The sequence below is a fragment of the Pseudarthrobacter sp. PvP090 genome, assembly GCF_040547365.1.
GTDB lineage: Bacteria > Actinomycetota > Actinomycetes > Actinomycetales > Micrococcaceae > Arthrobacter.
On record NZ_JBEPPO010000004.1, the window covers coordinates 1 to 17,541 of the forward strand.

The window sequence follows — 17,541 nt, forward strand, 5'->3', positions numbered from 1 at the left end:
CCGATGCCGGTCACACCGTCTTCAGTCGTGATCCGCAGAGTCACGAAATTCCGGGAGGGGCTGGTCACGAAGACTTCAGCAGCAATGATTTTCACAGCAGGTCCTTATCTTGGCTGGGTGGGGGTCAGTTGGTGGTGGACGCGAGGGGCTTGGTGTCGCCGGCGGGGCCGTCCGGGCCGCCGCTGGCTGCGTCGTCGGACGTGCCGCCGGCGGCGCCGTCCGCGCCGCTTTCGCGGCGGGACCGGATGTCCGCGAGGATCTCCGCATGCCTGGCGTCGGTGAGCTTGTATTTGGACATCACGGCCACGGCCACGATGGTCAGCACGGCCGGGATGGCACCGGCGGCAACCTGGATGCCGAACACAGCGTCTGCGGTCTGCACGGCGCCGGACTTGTAGCCGCCCAGGGCCAGGGCGTACGCGGCGAGCGCTCCGCCCACGGCCTGGCCGGTTTTGCGGGTGAAGGAGAAGAGCGCGTAGGTGATGCCTTCCGTGCGGACGCCGGTCCTCCACTCGCCGTACTCCACGGTGTCAGCCTCCAGTGCCCACACCACGATGTTGACGGCGAGGACGCCCAAGAGGCTCACGACCAGGCCCGTGAACCCGATCCAGACCTGGCTGGCCGGGGCGAGGAAGACCGTGATGCCGCCGATGACCGTCAGCAGTGAGGAGTAGATGTAGACGCGCTTCTTGCCGAGGTTCCGGACGAGCCGGGGCATGAACCCGGCCAGCACGAAGGTGAGGACCAGCTGGATGATGGACAGGACCGGGTACAGGTCCAGCCGTCCCAGGACATCGCGCAGGTAGTACAGCTGGACCGACGTCAGGGCGAGGTACCCGGAGAGGAAGAAGAACGAGCTGAGGCAAAGCATCAGGAGCGGCTTGTTGCCCTTGAGGGTGTCCATGCTCTGTTTGAAGGTGACGTTCGGGACGGCGCGGTGGACCCGTTCCTTGGCGGTCAGGACGGTGAAGAAGTAGAGGACGGCGCCGATCACCACGAACGCGAGGGTGATGTTGGTGAAGGTCGCCTGGAGGTCGGCTCCCGGCTTGATGAGCGGTGCCACGAAGATGCCGAGGGCGGAACCCACCAGCAGCGCACCGATCATGCGGGCGGAGCCCAGCTTTGCCCGCTCCCCCGGATCCTGCGTCATGGCGCCGGCCAGGGAACCGTAGGGGATGTTGACGAGGCTGTAGGCCAGGCCAAGGGCGGCGTACGTGACGTAGGCGTAGAGGAGGGTGCCCGACTCGCCGAGCTCCGGGATGGAGAAGGTTGCCACGCTGAGCAGGAGCAGGGGGATGGACCCGAACATGATGAACGGGCGGAACTTGCCAAAGCGCTTGCTGAAAGTCCGGTCCACCACGCGGCCGGCGAAGACGTCGGCGAAGGCGTCGAAGATCCTGACCGTGAGCAGCAGGGTGCCGGCCGCGGCGGCGGAGATCCCGGCCACATCCGTGTAGTACACCAGCAGGAACATGGTGGCGGTGGTGAAGGCGAGGTTGTTGGCAGCGTCGCCGGCGCCATAGCCGATGATACTTAACTTGCTGAGTTTCCTGGGCTTGTTCATGTGTGGGCTCCTTTACCCGGGGCCGCCCCTGGGGCCGGCGAAAAATGGTGAAAACGCTAGGGGGTGGTGATGCTCTTCGTGCTGCCGTTCTTCGTGCCGGCCAGCGCGGTCCACCGCTGCCGGAGGGCGAACGCGGCGGGCTTGGGCCGGCGGTCGCGGGTGAAGACGCCCTTCTTGTTGCCGTCCACGCGCATGATGCCGTTGGACGTCTGGAAGTCGGCGAAGTTCCAGACCTGCTCGCCCACCATGGCGTCCACGCGGTCAAAGACGCGGTGGTACATGGCCAGGAATGCGGCCTGGTATTCCTCGCTCCAGGGCTGTTCGTAGATGGAGTGGAATCCGGGCATGGTGTCCGGCCCGTACTCGGTCATGATCATGGGCTTGCCGTATTTGGCTTCCCATTCCCGGAGTTCCTTTTCCAGGACCTGTTCGGCCGTTTCCAGGCCCCCGTTGTTCAGGTACCAGCCGTAGTAGCGGTTGAGCATGATGACGTCGAAGAGGTCGCCCAGCAGTTCCTTGTCGGGGGTGTCGAACATGACGTTGACGTAGCCCACGGGACGGGTGGGGTCCAGCTCGCGCGTGAGTTCCACCAGCGGCTGGAAGTATTCGCGGGCGCCGTCCTCGGAACCGTTGGGTTCGTTGGCGATGGACCAGATCACCACCGAGGGGTGGTTCTTGTCCCGGGCCACGAGCTCGGTGATGGCCTGGCGGTGGCTGGCGGCGGTGTTTGCGTCCACGCCGCCGTCCTCGTACGTCTTCTTGGCGATGCCGCCGAAGACGGCGCCGAAGCCCAAGTGCAGTCCGACGGCGGCGGTTTCGTCGATCACGACAATCCCGTGGCGGTCCGCGAACTCCATGACCTCTTCGGCGTAGGGGTAGTGCGAGGTCCGGAACGAGTTGGCGCCCACCCAGTCCAGGAGCTGGAAATCGTTGACCATCTGGGCGTTGCTGTGGCCCTTGCCGACGGTGACGTGGTCCTCGTGCATGCCGAAGCCGGTGAAGTAGAACGGCTCCCCGTTGATGAGGAATTCTTTGCCGCTGACTTCGACCGTCCGGACGCCGACGGGCAGTGTGTAGCTGTCCAGCAGCCGGCCGCCGTCGCGGATCTCCGCGGTCAGGCTGTAGAGGTACGCGGCGCCGGGCTTCCAGAGCACGACGTCGGCGACCGGCAGCGTTCCCCGGGCGCCGTCGGCGCGGGCCACCTCGACGCCGTCGGCATCCTTAAGTGAAACGGTCACCGTTTCGCTTCCCGTGCCGCCCGCCGTCGCGATGGTGTAGTCCACGCGGCCGGTGGGCCCGTCGAATCCGGTGACGACGGTGATGTCGTCCACGGTCACCGCGGGGGTGCTGAACAGCCAGAGGCTGCGGTGCAGCCCGGCGTAGTTGTAGAAATCGTGCAGGTAGCTCTGCTGGCGGCGGCCGTCCTCGGTGACGGTGATGCTGCCGGGCGGGATGGTGGCCTGGGTAAGCTCGTTGTTCACGGAGACCGTGAGGCGGAATGCCTGGCCGGGGGTCACGTGGTCCGTGATGTCGGCGCTGAACGGCATGTAGCCGCCGGCGTGCTGGGCGACCAGGACATCGTCCACCCACACCATGCCCTCGTGCGTGGCGGAGTCGAGGCGGAGGTGGATCCGCTCCCCTGCCCAGCCGCGGGGCACCCGCACTTCCCGCTGGTACCAGACGTAGCCGACGTGGTCCCGGATGGCTTTGTCCGGGAAGACGTCGTTGTAGCTGGCGGGGACGCCCATTTCCAGCGGCGAGTCGAGCGCCGCCTTGAACCATTCATCCCGGTGGCCGGACCGGTCGAAGTCCACCTTGAACCGGTACAGCCCGTCAAGGTTGACGAGCTCACGGGTTTCATTTGCCTGGGGCTTGAGCATCTGGGGAATCCTTACGCGTCGTTGCGGGGGTGCGCCTGCGGGTCTGGCCGGCGGGCCGGGATGTCCTCCCGGAGCGCCTTCGTCTGGATGTAATCCTAGTCACGTGGCAATCAAATGGCAAGCGGTTGCCAAATATTTCTGGGGGTCAGAACGGCGGATCCTTCAGCAGGGTGCCCCGTTCAGCACAGCGGATCCTTCAGCACAGCACTGCCCGGGTGCCGGCGTGTGGCCGGGCCCGGGCAGGGGTGCCCCCAGGGGCGGGGACTACTCCGGGACAGCCGGCCCGGAGAACGTCCCCCTGAGGCTTTCGACGAGCTCCACGACCGGGCCGCCGCCGGCCGCTGCCGGATCCACGAGCTCCGGGGACAGCAGCTCGAGAAGGGCGCGCGTGCGCCCGGCTGCGCTGAGGGCGTTGGCTGCGGCGATCTCTGATGCCAGCGGGTCGTGGAGCTCTGCCGCGGCCGCGGAGAAGTCCATCCAGGCGGCGATCATCAGCGCGGCGGCGGCTCCGCTGCGGCCCCGGGCGCGTTCGGCCAGGAGCACGGGCACGGCGCGCATGCGGAGCTTGGTGCTGCCGTCCATGGCGATCTGGGCCAGGTGGTGGGCGATCCGGGCGCTGGAGAAGCGTTCGATCAGGGCGGCGCGGTAGGCGGGGATGTCCAGGTCCGGACCCGGCAGGTTGGCTTCCGCCGCGTCCCAGAAGCGTTCGACGGCGTCCCGGCAGAGCGGATCCGCCAGAGCCTGGGCCACGGTGGTGTGTCCGCGGAGCGCTCCGGCGTAGGCGAGCAGGGAATGGGCACCGTTGAGGAGCCAGAGTTTGCGGTTTTCGTAGGGCTCGATATCCGCGACGAACACGGCGCCGGCGTCTTCCCAGCGCGGCCGGCCGGCGGGGAAGTCGCCGCTGAGGACCCAGTTATGGAACGGCTCGGCCACCACCGGGGAGTTGTCCCGGTAGCCACAGGCCGCCTCGACGGCCGCAACGTCCGCGCCGGTGGTGCGCGGGGTGATGCGGTCCACGGACGTGCTGACGAAGCTGGTGTTCGCCTCGATCCAGGCCGCGAGACCGGCATCCCAGGCCCGGGCCATGCCCAGGACGGCGTTGCGGGCCACCGTGCCGTTGTGGGCGAGGTTGTCGCAGCAGACGACGGCGAGGGGCCCGGCCCCGGCGGCCCGGCGGGCGGCGAGGGCGAAGACCAGGCGGCCCAGCGGCGTCGCCGGATGTCCGCTGCCCGACGCCAGCAGTGCGAGGTCCGCGGCGACGTCGGCAGCGGACCGGTCGAGGCTGCCGTCGGCGCCGAGGCGGTAGGCGGCCTCGGTGATGGTCAGCGTGATGATGGCGGTGGCGGGGGCTGCGACGAGTGCCGCGAGCCGTCCGACGTCGGCCCCGTCCACGGCCTCGACGATGCTGCTGACGGTCGCGAAGGAGTCCCCGCCGTCGGCGCGTTCCACCACGGTGTAGAGCCCGTCCTGCTCGGCGAGGGCCAGGGCGGCGTCGGGGCGTCGTCCGGTGAAGGCGGCGATGCCCCACTCCGCGGCATCCCCTGCCTGGTGCGTGTACCAGGCCTGGTGGGAGCGGTGGAAGGCGCCCAGGCCAAGGTGGACGATCCGGACCGGGGCCTTCGCGGACGGGCGGAGGCGGCGGGTCAGGCGGGGGGCTTCCACGGCCGGTTCGCGCTCGGGATTCACTGCGGATGTCAGTTCGATGCTCACAGTTTGAAGACCCTTCGGGGTGAGGCGTCGACGAGGTCGACGATGAGTTCGTGGGCGCGGTCCTCGCTGACCCGGTGCTCCGCGACGAGGCGGGCCAGGAAGGAGGCCTCGATCCGGCGGGAGGCATCGTGCCGTGCCGGGATGGAGCAGAAGGCCCGGGTGTCGTCGATGAAGCCCGAGGACCGGGAGAACCCTGCGGTTTCGGTCACGGCGGAGCGGAAGCGCAGCATGGCGTCCGGCGCATCGAGGAACCACCACGGCGCACCGAGGTAGACCGACGGATAGAACCCGGCCAGCGGCGCGAGTTCGCGGGAAAAGACGGTCTCGTCCAGGGTGAACAACACGAGGTGGAAGTCCTTCGCGGTGCCGAAGTCCTGCAGCAGCGGCCGGATTGCCTCGGTGTAGTTGACCGAGAACGGGATGTCGTGGCCGGTGTCGGCGCCGAATGCCTGGAACGTGGGCTCGTGGTGGTTGCGGTAGGACCCCGGGTGGATGGTCATGACCAGGCCGTCCTCCACGGACATCCGCGCCATCTGGTACATCATGTGGGCTTCGAAGTCGTCGCGGTCCTGCGCGGTGGCCCGGCCCGAACGGGCGCGGTCAAAGAGTTTCGCCGCGGCGCCGGCGTCGAGCTTGAGTGTCGCGGGCGTCCGGACGCCGTGGTCGGCCGAGACCGCGCCGTGGTCCACGAAGTATCGACGCCGGTTTTCCAGGGCGGTGAGGTAGCCGGTGTAGCCGGTGGCGCCGTCGCCCGCTGCCGCGATCAGCCGGTCCACGTTCGCGGACCAGGCGGGATGTGCGATGTTCAGGTAGGCGTCGGGCCGGAAAGTCGGCAGAACGCGCCCGTGGAACGTGGGGTCCTGGGCGATCGCCGCGTGGCTGGCCAGCGTGTCCAGGGGGTCGTCCGTGGTGGCGAGGACCTCGATGTTGAAGTCCTTGAACAGCTGCCGCGGCCGGAAGCCCGGCTCCCGCAGCCTGGCGGAGATCGCGTCGTAGCTGGCATCGGCGGTGTCGGCGCTGATCTCCTGGTCGAGGCCAAAGACGCTCTCGAACTGGGTACGGAGCCAGTAACCGGAGGCGGTTCCCTCGAACAGGGGCCAGGCCCGGCAGAACTCGCGCCAGACGGTGCGGGAGTCCGGTTCCGAGGTGTTCGATGCCCGCAGCCGGTCCAGCGGAACGCCGCTGGCGTGGATCAGCCGGGTGACGTAGTGGTCCGGGCTGACCAGCAGCGCTGCCGGGTCCGGGAAGGGGGTGTTGTGCTCGATGACGGCGGCGTCAACGTGCCCGTGCGGGGAGATGATGGGGAGGTCCTGGACGCGGCCCAGCAGTTCGCGCGCAATGCTGCGCGTTCCGGGATCCGCGGGCAGGAGCCGGTCGGGGTTGGCGGCAATCGACTGTGACATAGCTCAATGGTCCGCCTCCCGGGGACGCCTTGTCAACCGGTTGCCACAAATTGCCATCGAGTTGCGGGCCGGCCGGGCCGGCAGTGCTAGCCCGGGGGCAGGAGCCGTCCGCTGGAGCCCCGCAGCACTAGTTCCGTTTCGACCCGCAGGGTGGCTGGGGGCTCCCCCGCGCCGCGCTGGGGATCACTGTGCAGGAGATCCAGCAGCAGCGCGGCGGCACCCGATCCGCACTCGCCGAGCGGGGAGCGCACGGTGGTCAGCGGGGGCGTGGTGAAGTCCGCCCCGAAGATGTCGTCAAAGCCCACGATGCTGATCTGGTCCGGGACCACCACGCCGGCGGCCTGGAGTTCCTGCATGAGCCCGATGGCCAGGAGGTCGTTGTAGGTCAGCACGGCCGTGGCCCCGCTGGCCCGGACGTCGCGCGCCACCTGCCGGCCGCCGTCGACCGTGGGTTTGCTGGATTCGAGCCGCACGGCGTCCAGCCGGGACCACTCGCAGGCCGCCTGCACGCCCTCCCAGCGCCGGGCCGACATCCAGGACTGCGGGGGCCCGGCAACAAAGGCAACTTTGTGGTGCCCGTTGGCGGCGAGGCTGCGGACTGCCTCGCTGATGCCCTTGTTCACGTCGGGAACCACGCACGGCACGCCGTCGACCTCGCGGTTGATGACCACCACCGGCTTGTCGCGGGCGAGGGCGCGGATGTTGTCGTCGTCCATGCGCGGGCTGGCCAGGATAAGCCCGTCCACGGTGGCCATCATCCGCCGGGCGGCCGTCAGTTCGGTGGCCGCGGATTCCGCCGATTCGGCGAGCACCAGGGTGTAGTCCCGGGCCGTGGCGGTGGTCTCCGCGCCCCGGATGATGTCGAAGAAGGTGGGGTTGGTGATGTCCGCGACGATCAGCCCGAAGGTGCTGGTCCGGCCGGTGGGCAGCGCCCGGGCGAACGGGTTGACCTGGTAGTTCAGCTCGGCCGCGGCATCCTCGATGAGTTTCTGCGTCTTGGCGCTCACCCGGCCGGGCTTGCTGAGCGCACGGGACACCGTGGACGGATTGACGCCGGCGACCTTGGCGATGTCGTAGATGGTGGCGTTGGGGCGGCCGTCCCGGGCGTGCTTCTTGGCCGGAGCCTTGGTGGCGTCAGCGTCCGGCGTCTTGGGTTCAGTCACGGCTCCATCGTAGTGGGCACGGCAACAAACAGCGGGACGGTTGCCAAACCATCTCTCACATTCCGCCCCCTTCATGCCAACGGTCTCTCACTTTCGTCAAGAAAGTGAGAGACCGTTCGCCTCACGGTGCCCAAATGTGCGGGAGCGTTGGGCTAGGAGCGCTCGGGGAACTTGCCTTCGTCCGCGATGCGCTTGTTGAGCTCGGCGAGGAACTCGTTTTCGTCGAAGTCCAGTCCCACTTCCCTCCCGGTCCAGCTGGAGAGGTGGATGGCATTGGCCAGGCGGACACCGTTGATGCCGTCCGAGCCCGGCGCCAGGAGCGGGGTGCCGTCCAGGATGTTGGCGGCGAAGTTCTCCAGGACTCCGGAGTGCTGGGCGCCCCAGGCGGACTCGAACTCGATGACCTCGGTGGTGTAGTACTCCGCCGGGTTCAGCTCTCCCATGAACAGCTTGCGGACATCATCCATGCCCATCCCGTCGCTGAGTTCACGTTCGGGCCGCTTCAGGCGGGTCACCGTGGCCGTTTTGCTGTCGGTGACGACGATTTTGCCCTGGTCGCCCAGGATCTCGAAGCGGTCCGTGCCCGTCAGGTCGTGGGTGGCGGTAACGAACACGCCGGTGGCGCCGTCGCCGTAGTCCACCACCGCGGTGACCTCATCCTCGACGGCGATGTCCCGGCGGAAACCGTAGGCCACCTTCGCGTACACGGACTTGGGCACGCCGCAGATCCACTGCCAGAGGTCCAGCTGGTGCGGCGCCTGGTTGACCAGGACACCGCCGCCTTCGCCGCCCCAGGTGGCACGCCATTCGCTGGAGTTGTAGTAGCCCTGCGGGCGCCACCAGGTGGTGATGATCCAGTTGGTGCGGCGGATGCTGCCGATCTCGCCGGCGTCGACGATCTCCTTCAGGCGCTGGTAGAGCGGGTTGTTGCGCTGGTTGAACATGATGGCGAAGGACAGCTCGGGCTTGCCCGCGGCAAAGTCGTTGAGCTCCTTGACCTGCTTGGTGTACACGCCGGCCGGCTTCTCCACGAGGGCGTGGATGCCGCGTTTGAGGGTCTCGATGCCCATTTCGGGGTGCAGGAAGTGCGGCACGCACGTGACGACCGCGTCGACGTCGCCGCTTTCCAGCATCGTGATGTAGTCGTCGTGGAAGGGGACGTCCGGGAATTGGGAAGCCGCCAGGTCCTTCTTGGCCGGGTCGGTGTCGCAGATGGCCCCGACCTCCATGTTGGGGACCAGGCCGTCCTGGATGAACCTGGCGTAGGCGCCGCCCTGCTGGCCCAGGCCGATGATGCCCAGGCGTACTTTCTTGCTCATGTGCTGATGCTTCCTATCGTGTTGAAACGGTGGTGGGTTGGCTGGATCCGGAATCAGAAGAGGTCCGAGTGGCCCATGGCCACCAGGTTGTCGTACGAGGTCTGCAGTGCCTCCCACACGGTGCGCCCGTAGAGCTCGTCCTGTTCAACCAGCATGTACTCTGCTCCGGCGGCCTGCGAGGCGTCGATGATCGACGGGAAATCGAGGTTTCCTTCACCCACTTCGGCGAATTGGACGACGTTCTTGAATTCCTGCATGAAGCCCGGGAAATCGCCGGCCTGCAGCATCCCGAAGGCCGCCCCGGGCATCTCGCCGATCCGGTAGTCCTTCAGGTGCACCATGGCCGTGCGGTCCGCGTACTTGTTGATGGTCCGGACGGGGTCGAGGCCGCCGCGCTGGACCCAGTGCACGTCGATTTCCATCCCCATGGACGGCGAATTGTCCGCGATGATGTCCAGCATGTATTTCCCGTCGAACTTCGCGAATTCGATGTGGTGGTTGTGGTAGTACAGGCCGATTCCGTGTTCCTGCAGGCGCTCGGCGTAGCCGTTGGCTTCCTTGGCGAAGTCAATGACGGCGCCAAGCGACTGCATGGCCGGGAACGGCAGCATCCCGATCCGGAGGAACCTGGAGTCGAGGCGCTTGGCGTCGTCCACGATCTTGTCGAAGTCATCCCGGAGGGAGTCGCCCGGACGTCCCACCGGTTTTTCCAGGGCCACCGAGAGGGCCGCCATCTCCATGCCAAGTTCGGCGCGGGACCGGCCGAGTTCGGCCACGTTCGCGGCCGTCATGGGGACCTGCGAAATTTCGACGGCGTTGTATCCGATCGCGCTGACCTTGCGGAGCGTTTCAAACGGCCCGATCTCCTCGAAACTGTCCTTCAACATCATGGCTTGAACACCAATTTTGGTCATTCTGGTTCCTCCGTTGCTCTACGTGCTGTGCTAAATCTGGTCCCTGCCCTCAGGCGGGGACGCCTGCCTGTTCGTTCTGCTGGCGCTGGATTTCCAGCAGCCGGTGCCGGTCGGCCCGGCGCTGTTCCTGGCGGTCCGGGTCCGGGACCGGGGAGGCCAGCAGCAGCCGCTGGGTGTAGGGGTGCTCCGGGTCCCGGGTGACGACGTCGGCCGGCCCCTGCTCCACGATCCCGCCGTGGTACATCACGGCCACGCGGTGGCTGATGTGCCGGACGACGTCGAGGTCGTGGGAGACGAAGAGGTAGGACACGCCGGTGTCCTTCTGGATCTGCAGGAACAGGTCCAGCACGCGGGCCTGCGTCGACAGGTCCAGCGCGCTCACGGGCTCGTCGCAGACGATCAGTTTCGGCGACAGCGCCAGGGCGCGGGCGATGGCCACGCGCTGGCGCTGGCCGCCGCTGAATTCCCGCGGGAGCCGGTGGATGGCGTCGGACGGCAGCCCCACCTGGTCCAGGAGTTCCCGGACCCGCGCCCTGGCTGCGGCGGGCGGCGTGCCCTGGACGGCGAGGGGTTCGGCGAGGATGTCGCCGATTTCCAGTGCCGGGTTCAGCGAGGTGTACGGGTCCTGGAAGACCACCTGCAGGTCCCGGCTCAGGGCGCGCCGGTCCTTGCGGCCGGCGTGGCTGATGTCCTTGCCGTCGAAGGTGACCCTGCCCGCGGTGACCGGGGCCAGGCCCAGGACGGCGCGGCCCAGGGTGGTCTTGCCGGAGCCGGACTCCCCCACCAGGCCGAGGGTCTCGCCCTGCCCGATGGCGATGGTGATGTCCGTGAGCGCCCGGAACGGCTTGGCCCGGAAGCCCTTGCCGGGGTATTCCACGATGAGGTTGTCCACGCGGAGCAGGTCTGCGCGGTCCCGGGCCGCGGGAGCGGCGCCGCTGGCTGCGGTTGCCGTCATGATGCCGCCCCCTGGGAGGTTGATGAAACGAGCATTGTCATGGGTTCCTTGCCTTCCAGCATGGACCCCAGCAGGGTCCGGGTGTAGGGCTCCTGCGGGTTCCTGAGGATGCCGCGCACCGGCCCTTCTTCCACGAGCCGGCCGTTCTGCATCACCACGACGCGGTCGCAGAGGTCCGCCACCACGCCGAAGTTGTGGGTCACCAGGATGACGCCGATGTTCAGCCGCTGCTGGAGGTCCCGGATCAGGTCCAGGACCTCGGCCTGCACGGTAACGTCCAGGGCCGTGGTGGGTTCGTCGGCGATGACCAGGTCCGGTTCGCAGCTGATGGCCCCGGCGATCAGCACACGCTGGGCCATGCCGCCGGACACCTCGTGCGGGTAGGCGTCGAAGGTCCGTTTCGGGTTGACGATGCCGACGTCGGTCAGGAGCTTCAGCGCCCGCGCCGCCGCCTCGGCCTTGGAGATTCCCAGGACCCGCACCATGGGGGTGACCAGCTGGTAGCCGATGGTGAAGGCCGGGTCCAGGTTGCTCATGGGTTCCTGCGGAATGTAGGAGATCCGCTTGCCCCGCAGCTTGGACAGCCGCTCCTGGCTGACGGTCTCCTCGCCCGGGGCCACGGTGTAGCTGCCGTCGAACTGGATGGAGCCGGCCACAATCCGGGCGCTGTCCGGCAGCAGCCCCAGGATGGAGAATGCCGTCTGGGACTTGCCCGACCCGGATTCCCCCACGATGCCCAGGATCTCGCCGCGGTCCACGTGGAAGGAAACGTCGTCCACGACCTTCTTGGTGGAACCGTCGGCCTGCGGGTAGCCGACGCCGAGGTTGGTCACCTTCACCAGGTGGTGCTCGGTGCCGGCGTCGACGGCGGCAGGGGTCCTGCGCGCCGCGCGCTTGGCGGCGGGCGCGGGGGCCGCCGTCGTGCTTGTTACCGCTGGTTTTTTGCGGTGCTTGATCTTTTCGCCGTCTTCCAGGGCATCGCGGATGGCATTCCCCAGCAGGACCAGGGCACCGATGGTCAGCGCCATGGCAAACGCGGGCCAGAAGAGCAGGGTGGGCGTGAGGTAGACGTTCTTGAAGCCCTCGGAGAGCATCACGCCCCACGTGGCCTTGGCCGGATCACCCAGGCCCAGGAATTCGAGCCCTGACTGGATGGCGATGGCCACGCCGGCGATCGCCGCGGTCTGGATGATGATGGGGGCCCGCACCACGGAGAAGATGTGGCGGGTGATGATCCGCAGGTCCGAGAGCCCGGACACCCGTGCGGCATCCACGTAGAGCTCGTTGCGGACCGACTGCACGGCAGAGCGCGTCAGGCGGAAGTAGGAGGGGCTGATCAGGACACCGAACGCGATCATGGCTATCCAGACCGACGGGCCGAAGGCCGCACGGATGGTCAGCAGCACGATCAGGCCCGGAAGGCTCATCAGGATGCTGACAACCCAGTTGGAGACGGCTTCGAACCGGCCGGCGTAGTAGCCCGCAATCAGGCCGGCGGGGAGGCCGATGCCGATCGCGACGGCGGCGCACAGCAGCGCGGAGGTGAGCGTCAGCTGCGCCCCGAACAGCAGCCGGCTCCAGACGTCGCGTCCGGAACTGTCCGTGCCCAGGATATTGACGGCGTCCGGGGCGGCGAGGGTCTTGGAGATGTTGGCGAAGTTCTCGTCGAACGGGGCCAGGGCGTCAGCGAACACGGCCAGCAGGGCCAGCACCAGCAGGATCCCCATGGCGACGATGCCAAGCGGGTTTATGAAGAGACGCTTCAGGACGGTTGAACGGACGACGGTTCCGGTCTGGCCGGTCGTTCCGGGCAGGGGCGTCAGGGCTGAGGTTTCAACGGACTCGGTCACGAGGCACGCACCTTCGGGTTGAGCCAGCCGTTGAGCAGGTCAACAACGAGGTTGACCAAAATAACAACGGCGACGGTGTACATAACAACGCCCATCACCACGGGCTGGTCGCTCTGGCCGGTGGCGGCCACGGCCAGCGGGCCCATGCCGGGAAGCGCGAAGATCTGCTCGATGATGACCACCCCGCCCAGCATGCCGATCAGCTGCAGGCTGAGCACGGTGAGCCCTGCCGGCGCGGCGCTGCGCAGGACATGCCTGAACAGAACCTCGCGCTCACTGATGCCGCGGCTGCGCAGGGTGCGGACGTAGTCGCGTTCGAGCTGTTTGATGACGGCACTGCGGATCTGCTGCGCACCGCCGGTGACTCCGTTGATCAGCAGGGCGATGACCGGAAGCGTCAGGGACATTACCCAGGCGGAAGCAGGCTCGCCCGGGGAAATGGTGCTGGTGGCGGGGAAGAGTCCCATTTGGATGGCCAGGACCGTGACCAGGATGATGCCGATGACGAACCCGGGAACGGAGTCGCCGATGATGGCGCCGATCTGGACCACCCTGTCCACCCAGCCGCGCTTGACCGCTGCGGCCACGCCGAGGAGGGTGGCGATGATGGCGATCAGGATCATGGCCGCGACCACCATGGTCATGGTGACCGGAATGCGCGTGGCGAGCGCATCAGCCACGGGCTCAGAGGTGAACCAGGATGCTCCCAGGTCCCCCTGCAGTGCGCCCGTGAGCCAGCTGACGTAGCGCGTGATGATGGGCTGGTCGAGCCCCAGCTCTGCTTCCTTCACGGCCAGCTGCTCCGGCGTGGCCTGGTCGCCCAGGATGTTCCGGGCAATGCTGCCGCTCGAGATGTAAAGCAGGGAAAAGACGAGGATCGAGACGGCGAACAGGACGACGAGTCCGCTGCCGAGGCGTTTGAGGATGAAGGGGATCATTGCAGGCTCCATTGACTGGCATGGATTGGTTGCCGGGTCCGGCAGCCCACCGTTGTTGATGGGCCGCCGGACCCGCGCCGGTTTTTTGGCTCGCGGCCGGGTGCTATTGGGCGGGCGCGTAGTTGTAGATCGACGGAACGGCCTGCTGGACCTGCGGCGTCACGGTGATCTTCGAGTTGTGGTAATACATCTGGTTCACTCGGAACAGCGGGGCAAACCAGGCCTGTTCCACCACGTACTTGTTGACGTCCTGTCCCAGCTTGCCGGCGTCCTTGCCGCCGTTCTGGACGGCGTCGATCTTGGCCTGGAGCTCCGGGGTGGTGTTCTTGAACGGGTTGTACAGCGCTTTCGTGGAGATGATCTGGTTGACCGCCACCCACGGCTCACCCTGGAAGAGCGAGAAGTACATGGTGGTGAACTTCTGGGCTGCGACTTCGGTGGTGAAGGTGTTCGTGATCGCGGCGCCCACTTCGAGGGTGACCCCGATGTCAGCCAGCTGCTGCTTGATCACTGCAATCTGGGTTTCAAAGCCCGGGACGGCCGGGACGGACAGGGTAACGCCGCTTTCGTAGCCGGCTTCCTTCAGGAGCTGCTTGGCCTTGGCCGGATCGTACGTGTAGTAGTTCTCCAGCTCTTCGGTCCAGGCTCCGCTTGCCTTGCCGAACGGCTGGGACGTCGGGGTGCCCTGGCCCAGCATGACCTGGTCCAGGATGGTTTTGCGGTCAAAGGCGTAGTTGATGGCCTGGCGGACCTTGACGTTCGCCAGCGGGGTGTTCTTGGTGCCGTCACGGTCCAGCAGCAGCAGCCCCTGCCAGTCCACTTCATTGGCGACCAGCTTCATCTTGGCGCCCTCGGCCTGTTTGCCGGTCTTCGGGTCCAGCAGCGTCGCGTCAACCTGTCCCGAGACCAGGGCATTGGTCCTGGCGGTCGGGTCAACGAGGATCTTGAAGGTGACTTTCTCGAACTTCTGGTTGTCCTTATTCCAGTAGTCCTTGCGGGCCGTGAACACGGACTGTGAGTCCTTGACCGTGGCGGCCTTGTCCATGACATACGGGCCGCTGCCCACGGGCTCGGTTTTGATGCCTTCGGTGCCCAGGGCCTTGGGGCTGCCCATCAGTCCGGCGGCCTGGCTCAGGTAGTACTCCAGCGAGGGATCCGGCGCCGTGAGGTTCAGCTCAATGGTGTCGGCATCTACGACCAGGACGTCCGCGACGGCGGTGAGCTGGGCCATCTGCGGGCCGTTGGCCTTCTTGAAGTGGTCCAGGTTGGCCTTGGCTGCTTCGGCGTCGAACGCGGCACCGTCGCTGAACGTCACGCCGGTGCGGAGGTCAACGGTGAGCTTGGTGTTCGCGTCGTTGTACTTCCAGGCGGTGGCCAGCATGGGGCTGAGCTTGCCGTCCGGTTCACGCAGGATCAAGGAGTCGTAGGCGGCTTGGTAGGGCTGAAGGTAGTGCCCCACGTGGGCCTGGGCCGGATCCCACGAGCGTATTTCCTGAACCGCGCCCAGGGTCAGCGTGGTTGTCTTGGGGCCGGCGGGGTTGTTCCCGGTGGCGGCGCCTGACGCGCCGCCGCAGGCCGTCAGCGCCAGGGACGCGCTGAGGATGAGGGCAGCCGCTGCTGCCTTGGGACCTAACTTCATTGTTGGCTCCTTGAATACGGGGAACGGAAAAGTTCTTGCTGAGGGAGGTGTGGCGTGGGCCACACCTCCCTTGTGAGATTCACAGTACGCATTGTTGCCTAACTTGGCAACCGATTGTCAAAACTGTTGCAGCATTGCTGGTAAATGCTCGAAAATGAAACGTTCCAGACAGGCCAAGATGGACTCAACCGGTTGCCGGGTGGGCGTTTATGACACCCTGTGGGCGGCGTCGGGGTAGCTCTGCCGGTAGACGTCCTTGATGATGCGCAGCGATTTCTCCGCCTCCGCGGGGCTGATCCAGAACGGCTCCGGATCCTCCAGCCTGCTGTAGAAATCGTTGATCAGCAGCTCGTGCGAGACACCCCAGTAGGACCGGCCGCCGGAGCCGCTCGTGCGCTCCGGAATGACGTCCACGCGTCCGCCCGAATGGGAAACTGTGAGATCGCCCCGCAGGCTCAAAACGGCCTTCTCGGTGACCACGTCGAGCGTGACGGGGGCGTTGTAGGCATTGGCCAGGGTGGCAAAGAACGCGCTCCTGGCCCCGTTAGAATGTTCTGCCACGAATTCGGCGGTGTCCTCGACTTCGATGGTGCTGCCGAGGAAGCGCGTGGACGCGTTGCCGCTGACCTTCACGACGTCCCCGACGAGCCACTGGAGCAGGTCGACGGTGTGGATGGCCTGGTTCATCATCAGCCCACCGCCGCCGCCGGCCCAGGTCCCCCGCCACGGCCGGTTCCGGTAGTACTCCGCGGAACGCTGCCACATCACTGTTGCCGACGCCCCCATGACGGCCCCCAGCTCGCCGGATGACAGCAGCGAGAACATCGCCTGGGAGGTCGCGTTGTACCGGTTCTGGAAGCACACGGCGATTTTCGCCCGCCCTGCCGCCGCGGCATCAACCAGCCGCCGCCCCTCGGCCAGGGTGTGGGCCAGCGGCTTCTCCACGATGACGTTGACTCCGCGCTCCAGGCAGTCCGCCGCCACCGAGGCGTGCTGGTCATGCGGGGTGCAGATGTGTACCACGTCCGGGCGGACCGCTTCGAAGAGACTCAGGTGGTCGGCGAAGCCGGGGACGCCGTGGGCGGCCACCGCGTCCGCCAGCCGCTGCGGATCCGAATCGCAGACCGCCACCAGCGTGGCGCCGTCGAGCTTGGCGACCGCTTCGAAGTGCACGGCGGAAACATCGCCGCAGCCAATGACCGCCGCCGTCGTACTCAATAGAGCTCAACCCCGTTTTTCGCGGCGAGCGCGGCAAAGGCGCGGGCGGCAGTACCAAACGCGGCCGGGCCCGAGAAACCGCCCAGTTCATGGGCGCTGGCCAGGTGCGGCTCCAGGGAGGCGAAGCCGGAAAACCCGTCCGCCTTGAGGGCCGCGATGGTGGCGTCCAGTTCGCCGTCGCCCTCGCCGGCGGGAACCACTTCGCCCGTCGCGGCCACGGCGTCCTTGACCTGGAAGTACTCGAGGTACGGGCGCAGCATGGCATAGCCCTCGGTGAAGGGCTTGACGCCCACCTGGACGAAGTTGGCGTTGTCCCAGGCGATGCGCAGTGCCGGGGAGTCCACGGTCGTCATGATGTCCAGGACGCGCTCCGGGGTGTCGCCGAAGATGCCCTTTTCGTTTTCATGGAGCAGCACGACGCCGGATTTCTCGGCGAGCGCCGCCAGGGCGCCGAGGCGGACCATTACGTCGTCGCGGATGTCCTCAGCGCTCCGGCCGTCCGCCCGGAAGAAGGAGAAAATGCGGATGTAGCCGGCCTCCAGCCCCTTGGCGACGGAGATGATCCGGCGGAGGCGTTCGAGCTCGTGTTCCACCGGCAGGCTCACATCCACCTTGCCGATGGGGCTGGCCACGGCCGAGACTCTGAGGCCCTTCTCATCAAGGATCCCCCTAAGCCGGGCCACCTGCTCCGGCTCAAGTTCGGAGACATTGGTGCCCCAGGCGCTGCGCACCTCGATGTGTCTGGCGCCCAGGGCAAGGAGCACCGCGGCCTGCACGGCAGGGTCCGGGTCGATCTCATCGCCGAAGCCAGAAAGCGGCCAGACTGCGGTGGGGGTATTGCTCACGCGGATCTCCAGGTTTTCGGGGCCGCCGCGCGGGCAGCCCGCATTTTGGCTCCGGCGCGGTGACGCAGTTCACAAACGTTGTTGCTGCCAGCTTAGCCACAGCCGCGGCAAATGACAACCGGTTGCCATACTTTGACAATTTA

13 protein-coding genes are annotated in these 17,541 nt (G+C 67.0%); all 13 read right to left on the minus strand.

The window, feature by feature from the left end; all coding sequences use genetic code 11:
- Positions 1 to 124 precede the first annotated feature (124 nt).
- Entirely contained in the window at positions 125 to 1,564 is a 1,440-nt protein-coding gene (gene uidB, locus ABIC21_RS05270; protein WP_354349371.1) for a glucuronide transporter, read from the minus strand.
- A gap of 56 nt (positions 1,565 to 1,620) precedes the next feature.
- Positions 1,621 to 3,444, minus strand: coding sequence for a beta-glucuronidase (gene uidA, locus ABIC21_RS05275; protein ID WP_354349372.1), 1,824 nt, complete (start codon positions 3,442 to 3,444; stop codon positions 1,621 to 1,623).
- A 264-nt stretch (positions 3,445 to 3,708) separates the two neighbouring features.
- Positions 3,709 to 5,154, minus strand: a complete 1,446-nt coding sequence (locus ABIC21_RS05280) for a mannitol dehydrogenase family protein (protein WP_354349373.1) — start codon at positions 5,152 to 5,154, stop codon at positions 3,709 to 3,711.
- Positions 5,151 to 6,557, minus strand: coding sequence for a glucuronate isomerase (gene uxaC, locus ABIC21_RS05285; RefSeq protein ID WP_354349374.1), 1,407 nt, complete (start codon positions 6,555 to 6,557; stop codon positions 5,151 to 5,153). Before uxaC ends, ABIC21_RS05280 begins: the two co-directional genes overlap by 4 nt.
- 86 nt (positions 6,558 to 6,643) lie before the next feature.
- On the minus strand, positions 6,644 to 7,720 hold the full coding sequence (locus ABIC21_RS05290) for a LacI family DNA-binding transcriptional regulator (protein ID WP_354349375.1): 1,077 nt from the start codon (positions 7,718 to 7,720) through the stop codon (positions 6,644 to 6,646).
- A gap of 152 nt (positions 7,721 to 7,872) precedes the next feature.
- On the minus strand, positions 7,873 to 9,039 hold the full coding sequence (locus ABIC21_RS05295) for a Gfo/Idh/MocA family protein (RefSeq protein ID WP_354349376.1): 1,167 nt from the start codon (positions 9,037 to 9,039) through the stop codon (positions 7,873 to 7,875).
- A 53-nt stretch (positions 9,040 to 9,092) separates the two neighbouring features.
- Positions 9,093 to 9,953: a sugar phosphate isomerase/epimerase family protein gene (locus ABIC21_RS05300; RefSeq protein WP_354349377.1), complete on the minus strand. Its 861-nt coding sequence runs from the start codon at positions 9,951 to 9,953 to the stop codon at positions 9,093 to 9,095.
- A 49-nt stretch (positions 9,954 to 10,002) separates the two neighbouring features.
- Complete coding sequence (locus ABIC21_RS05305; RefSeq protein ID WP_354349378.1) at positions 10,003 to 10,908, minus strand: ATP-binding cassette domain-containing protein; 906 nt, start codon at positions 10,906 to 10,908, stop codon at positions 10,003 to 10,005.
- A complete protein-coding gene (locus ABIC21_RS05310) occupies positions 10,905 to 12,758 on the minus strand; it encodes a dipeptide/oligopeptide/nickel ABC transporter permease/ATP-binding protein (protein ID WP_354349379.1) in 1,854 nt (617 codons plus the stop codon). The genes ABIC21_RS05305 and ABIC21_RS05310 overlap by 4 nt, the downstream gene beginning before the upstream one ends.
- A complete protein-coding gene (locus ABIC21_RS05315; protein WP_354349380.1) occupies positions 12,755 to 13,696 on the minus strand; it encodes an ABC transporter permease in 942 nt (313 codons plus the stop codon). The genes ABIC21_RS05310 and ABIC21_RS05315 overlap by 4 nt, the downstream gene beginning before the upstream one ends.
- 103 nt (positions 13,697 to 13,799) lie before the next feature.
- Entirely contained in the window at positions 13,800 to 15,335 is a 1,536-nt protein-coding gene (locus tag ABIC21_RS05320; RefSeq protein ID WP_354349381.1) for an ABC transporter substrate-binding protein, read from the minus strand.
- 207 nt (positions 15,336 to 15,542) lie between these two features.
- Positions 15,543 to 16,553 (minus strand): Gfo/Idh/MocA family protein, encoded by a 1,011-nt coding sequence (locus tag ABIC21_RS05325; protein ID WP_354349382.1) that lies wholly within the window; start codon positions 16,551 to 16,553, stop codon positions 15,543 to 15,545.
- Positions 16,550 to 17,398: a sugar phosphate isomerase/epimerase family protein gene (locus ABIC21_RS05330; RefSeq protein ID WP_354349383.1), complete on the minus strand. Its 849-nt coding sequence runs from the start codon at positions 17,396 to 17,398 to the stop codon at positions 16,550 to 16,552. Before ABIC21_RS05330 ends, ABIC21_RS05325 begins: the two co-directional genes overlap by 4 nt.
- Positions 17,399 to 17,541: the final 143 nt, after the last annotated feature.

Bases quoted from the DNA above. Each gene is read 5' to 3' on its own strand.
- uidB (WP_354349371.1), bottom strand. From the start codon at position 1,564: ATGAACAAGCCCAGGAAACTCAGCAAGTTAAGTATCATCGGCTATGGC.
- uidA (WP_354349372.1), bottom strand. From the start codon at position 3,444: ATGCTCAAGCCCCAGGCAAATGAAACCCGTGAGCTCGTCAACCTTGAC.
- uxaC (WP_354349374.1), bottom strand. From the start codon at position 6,557: ATGTCACAGTCGATTGCCGCCAACCCCGACCGGCTCCTGCCCGCGGAT.
- ABIC21_RS05295 (WP_354349376.1), bottom strand. From the start codon at position 9,039: ATGAGCAAGAAAGTACGCCTGGGCATCATCGGCCTGGGCCAGCAGGGC.
- ABIC21_RS05300 (WP_354349377.1), bottom strand. From the start codon at position 9,953: ATGACCAAAATTGGTGTTCAAGCCATGATGTTGAAGGACAGTTTCGAG.
- ABIC21_RS05305 (WP_354349378.1), bottom strand. From the start codon at position 10,908: ATGACGGCAACCGCAGCCAGCGGCGCCGCTCCCGCGGCCCGGGACCGC.
- ABIC21_RS05315 (WP_354349380.1), bottom strand. From the start codon at position 13,696: ATGATCCCCTTCATCCTCAAACGCCTCGGCAGCGGACTCGTCGTCCTG.
- ABIC21_RS05320 (WP_354349381.1), bottom strand. From the start codon at position 15,335: ATGAAGTTAGGTCCCAAGGCAGCAGCGGCTGCCCTCATCCTCAGCGCG.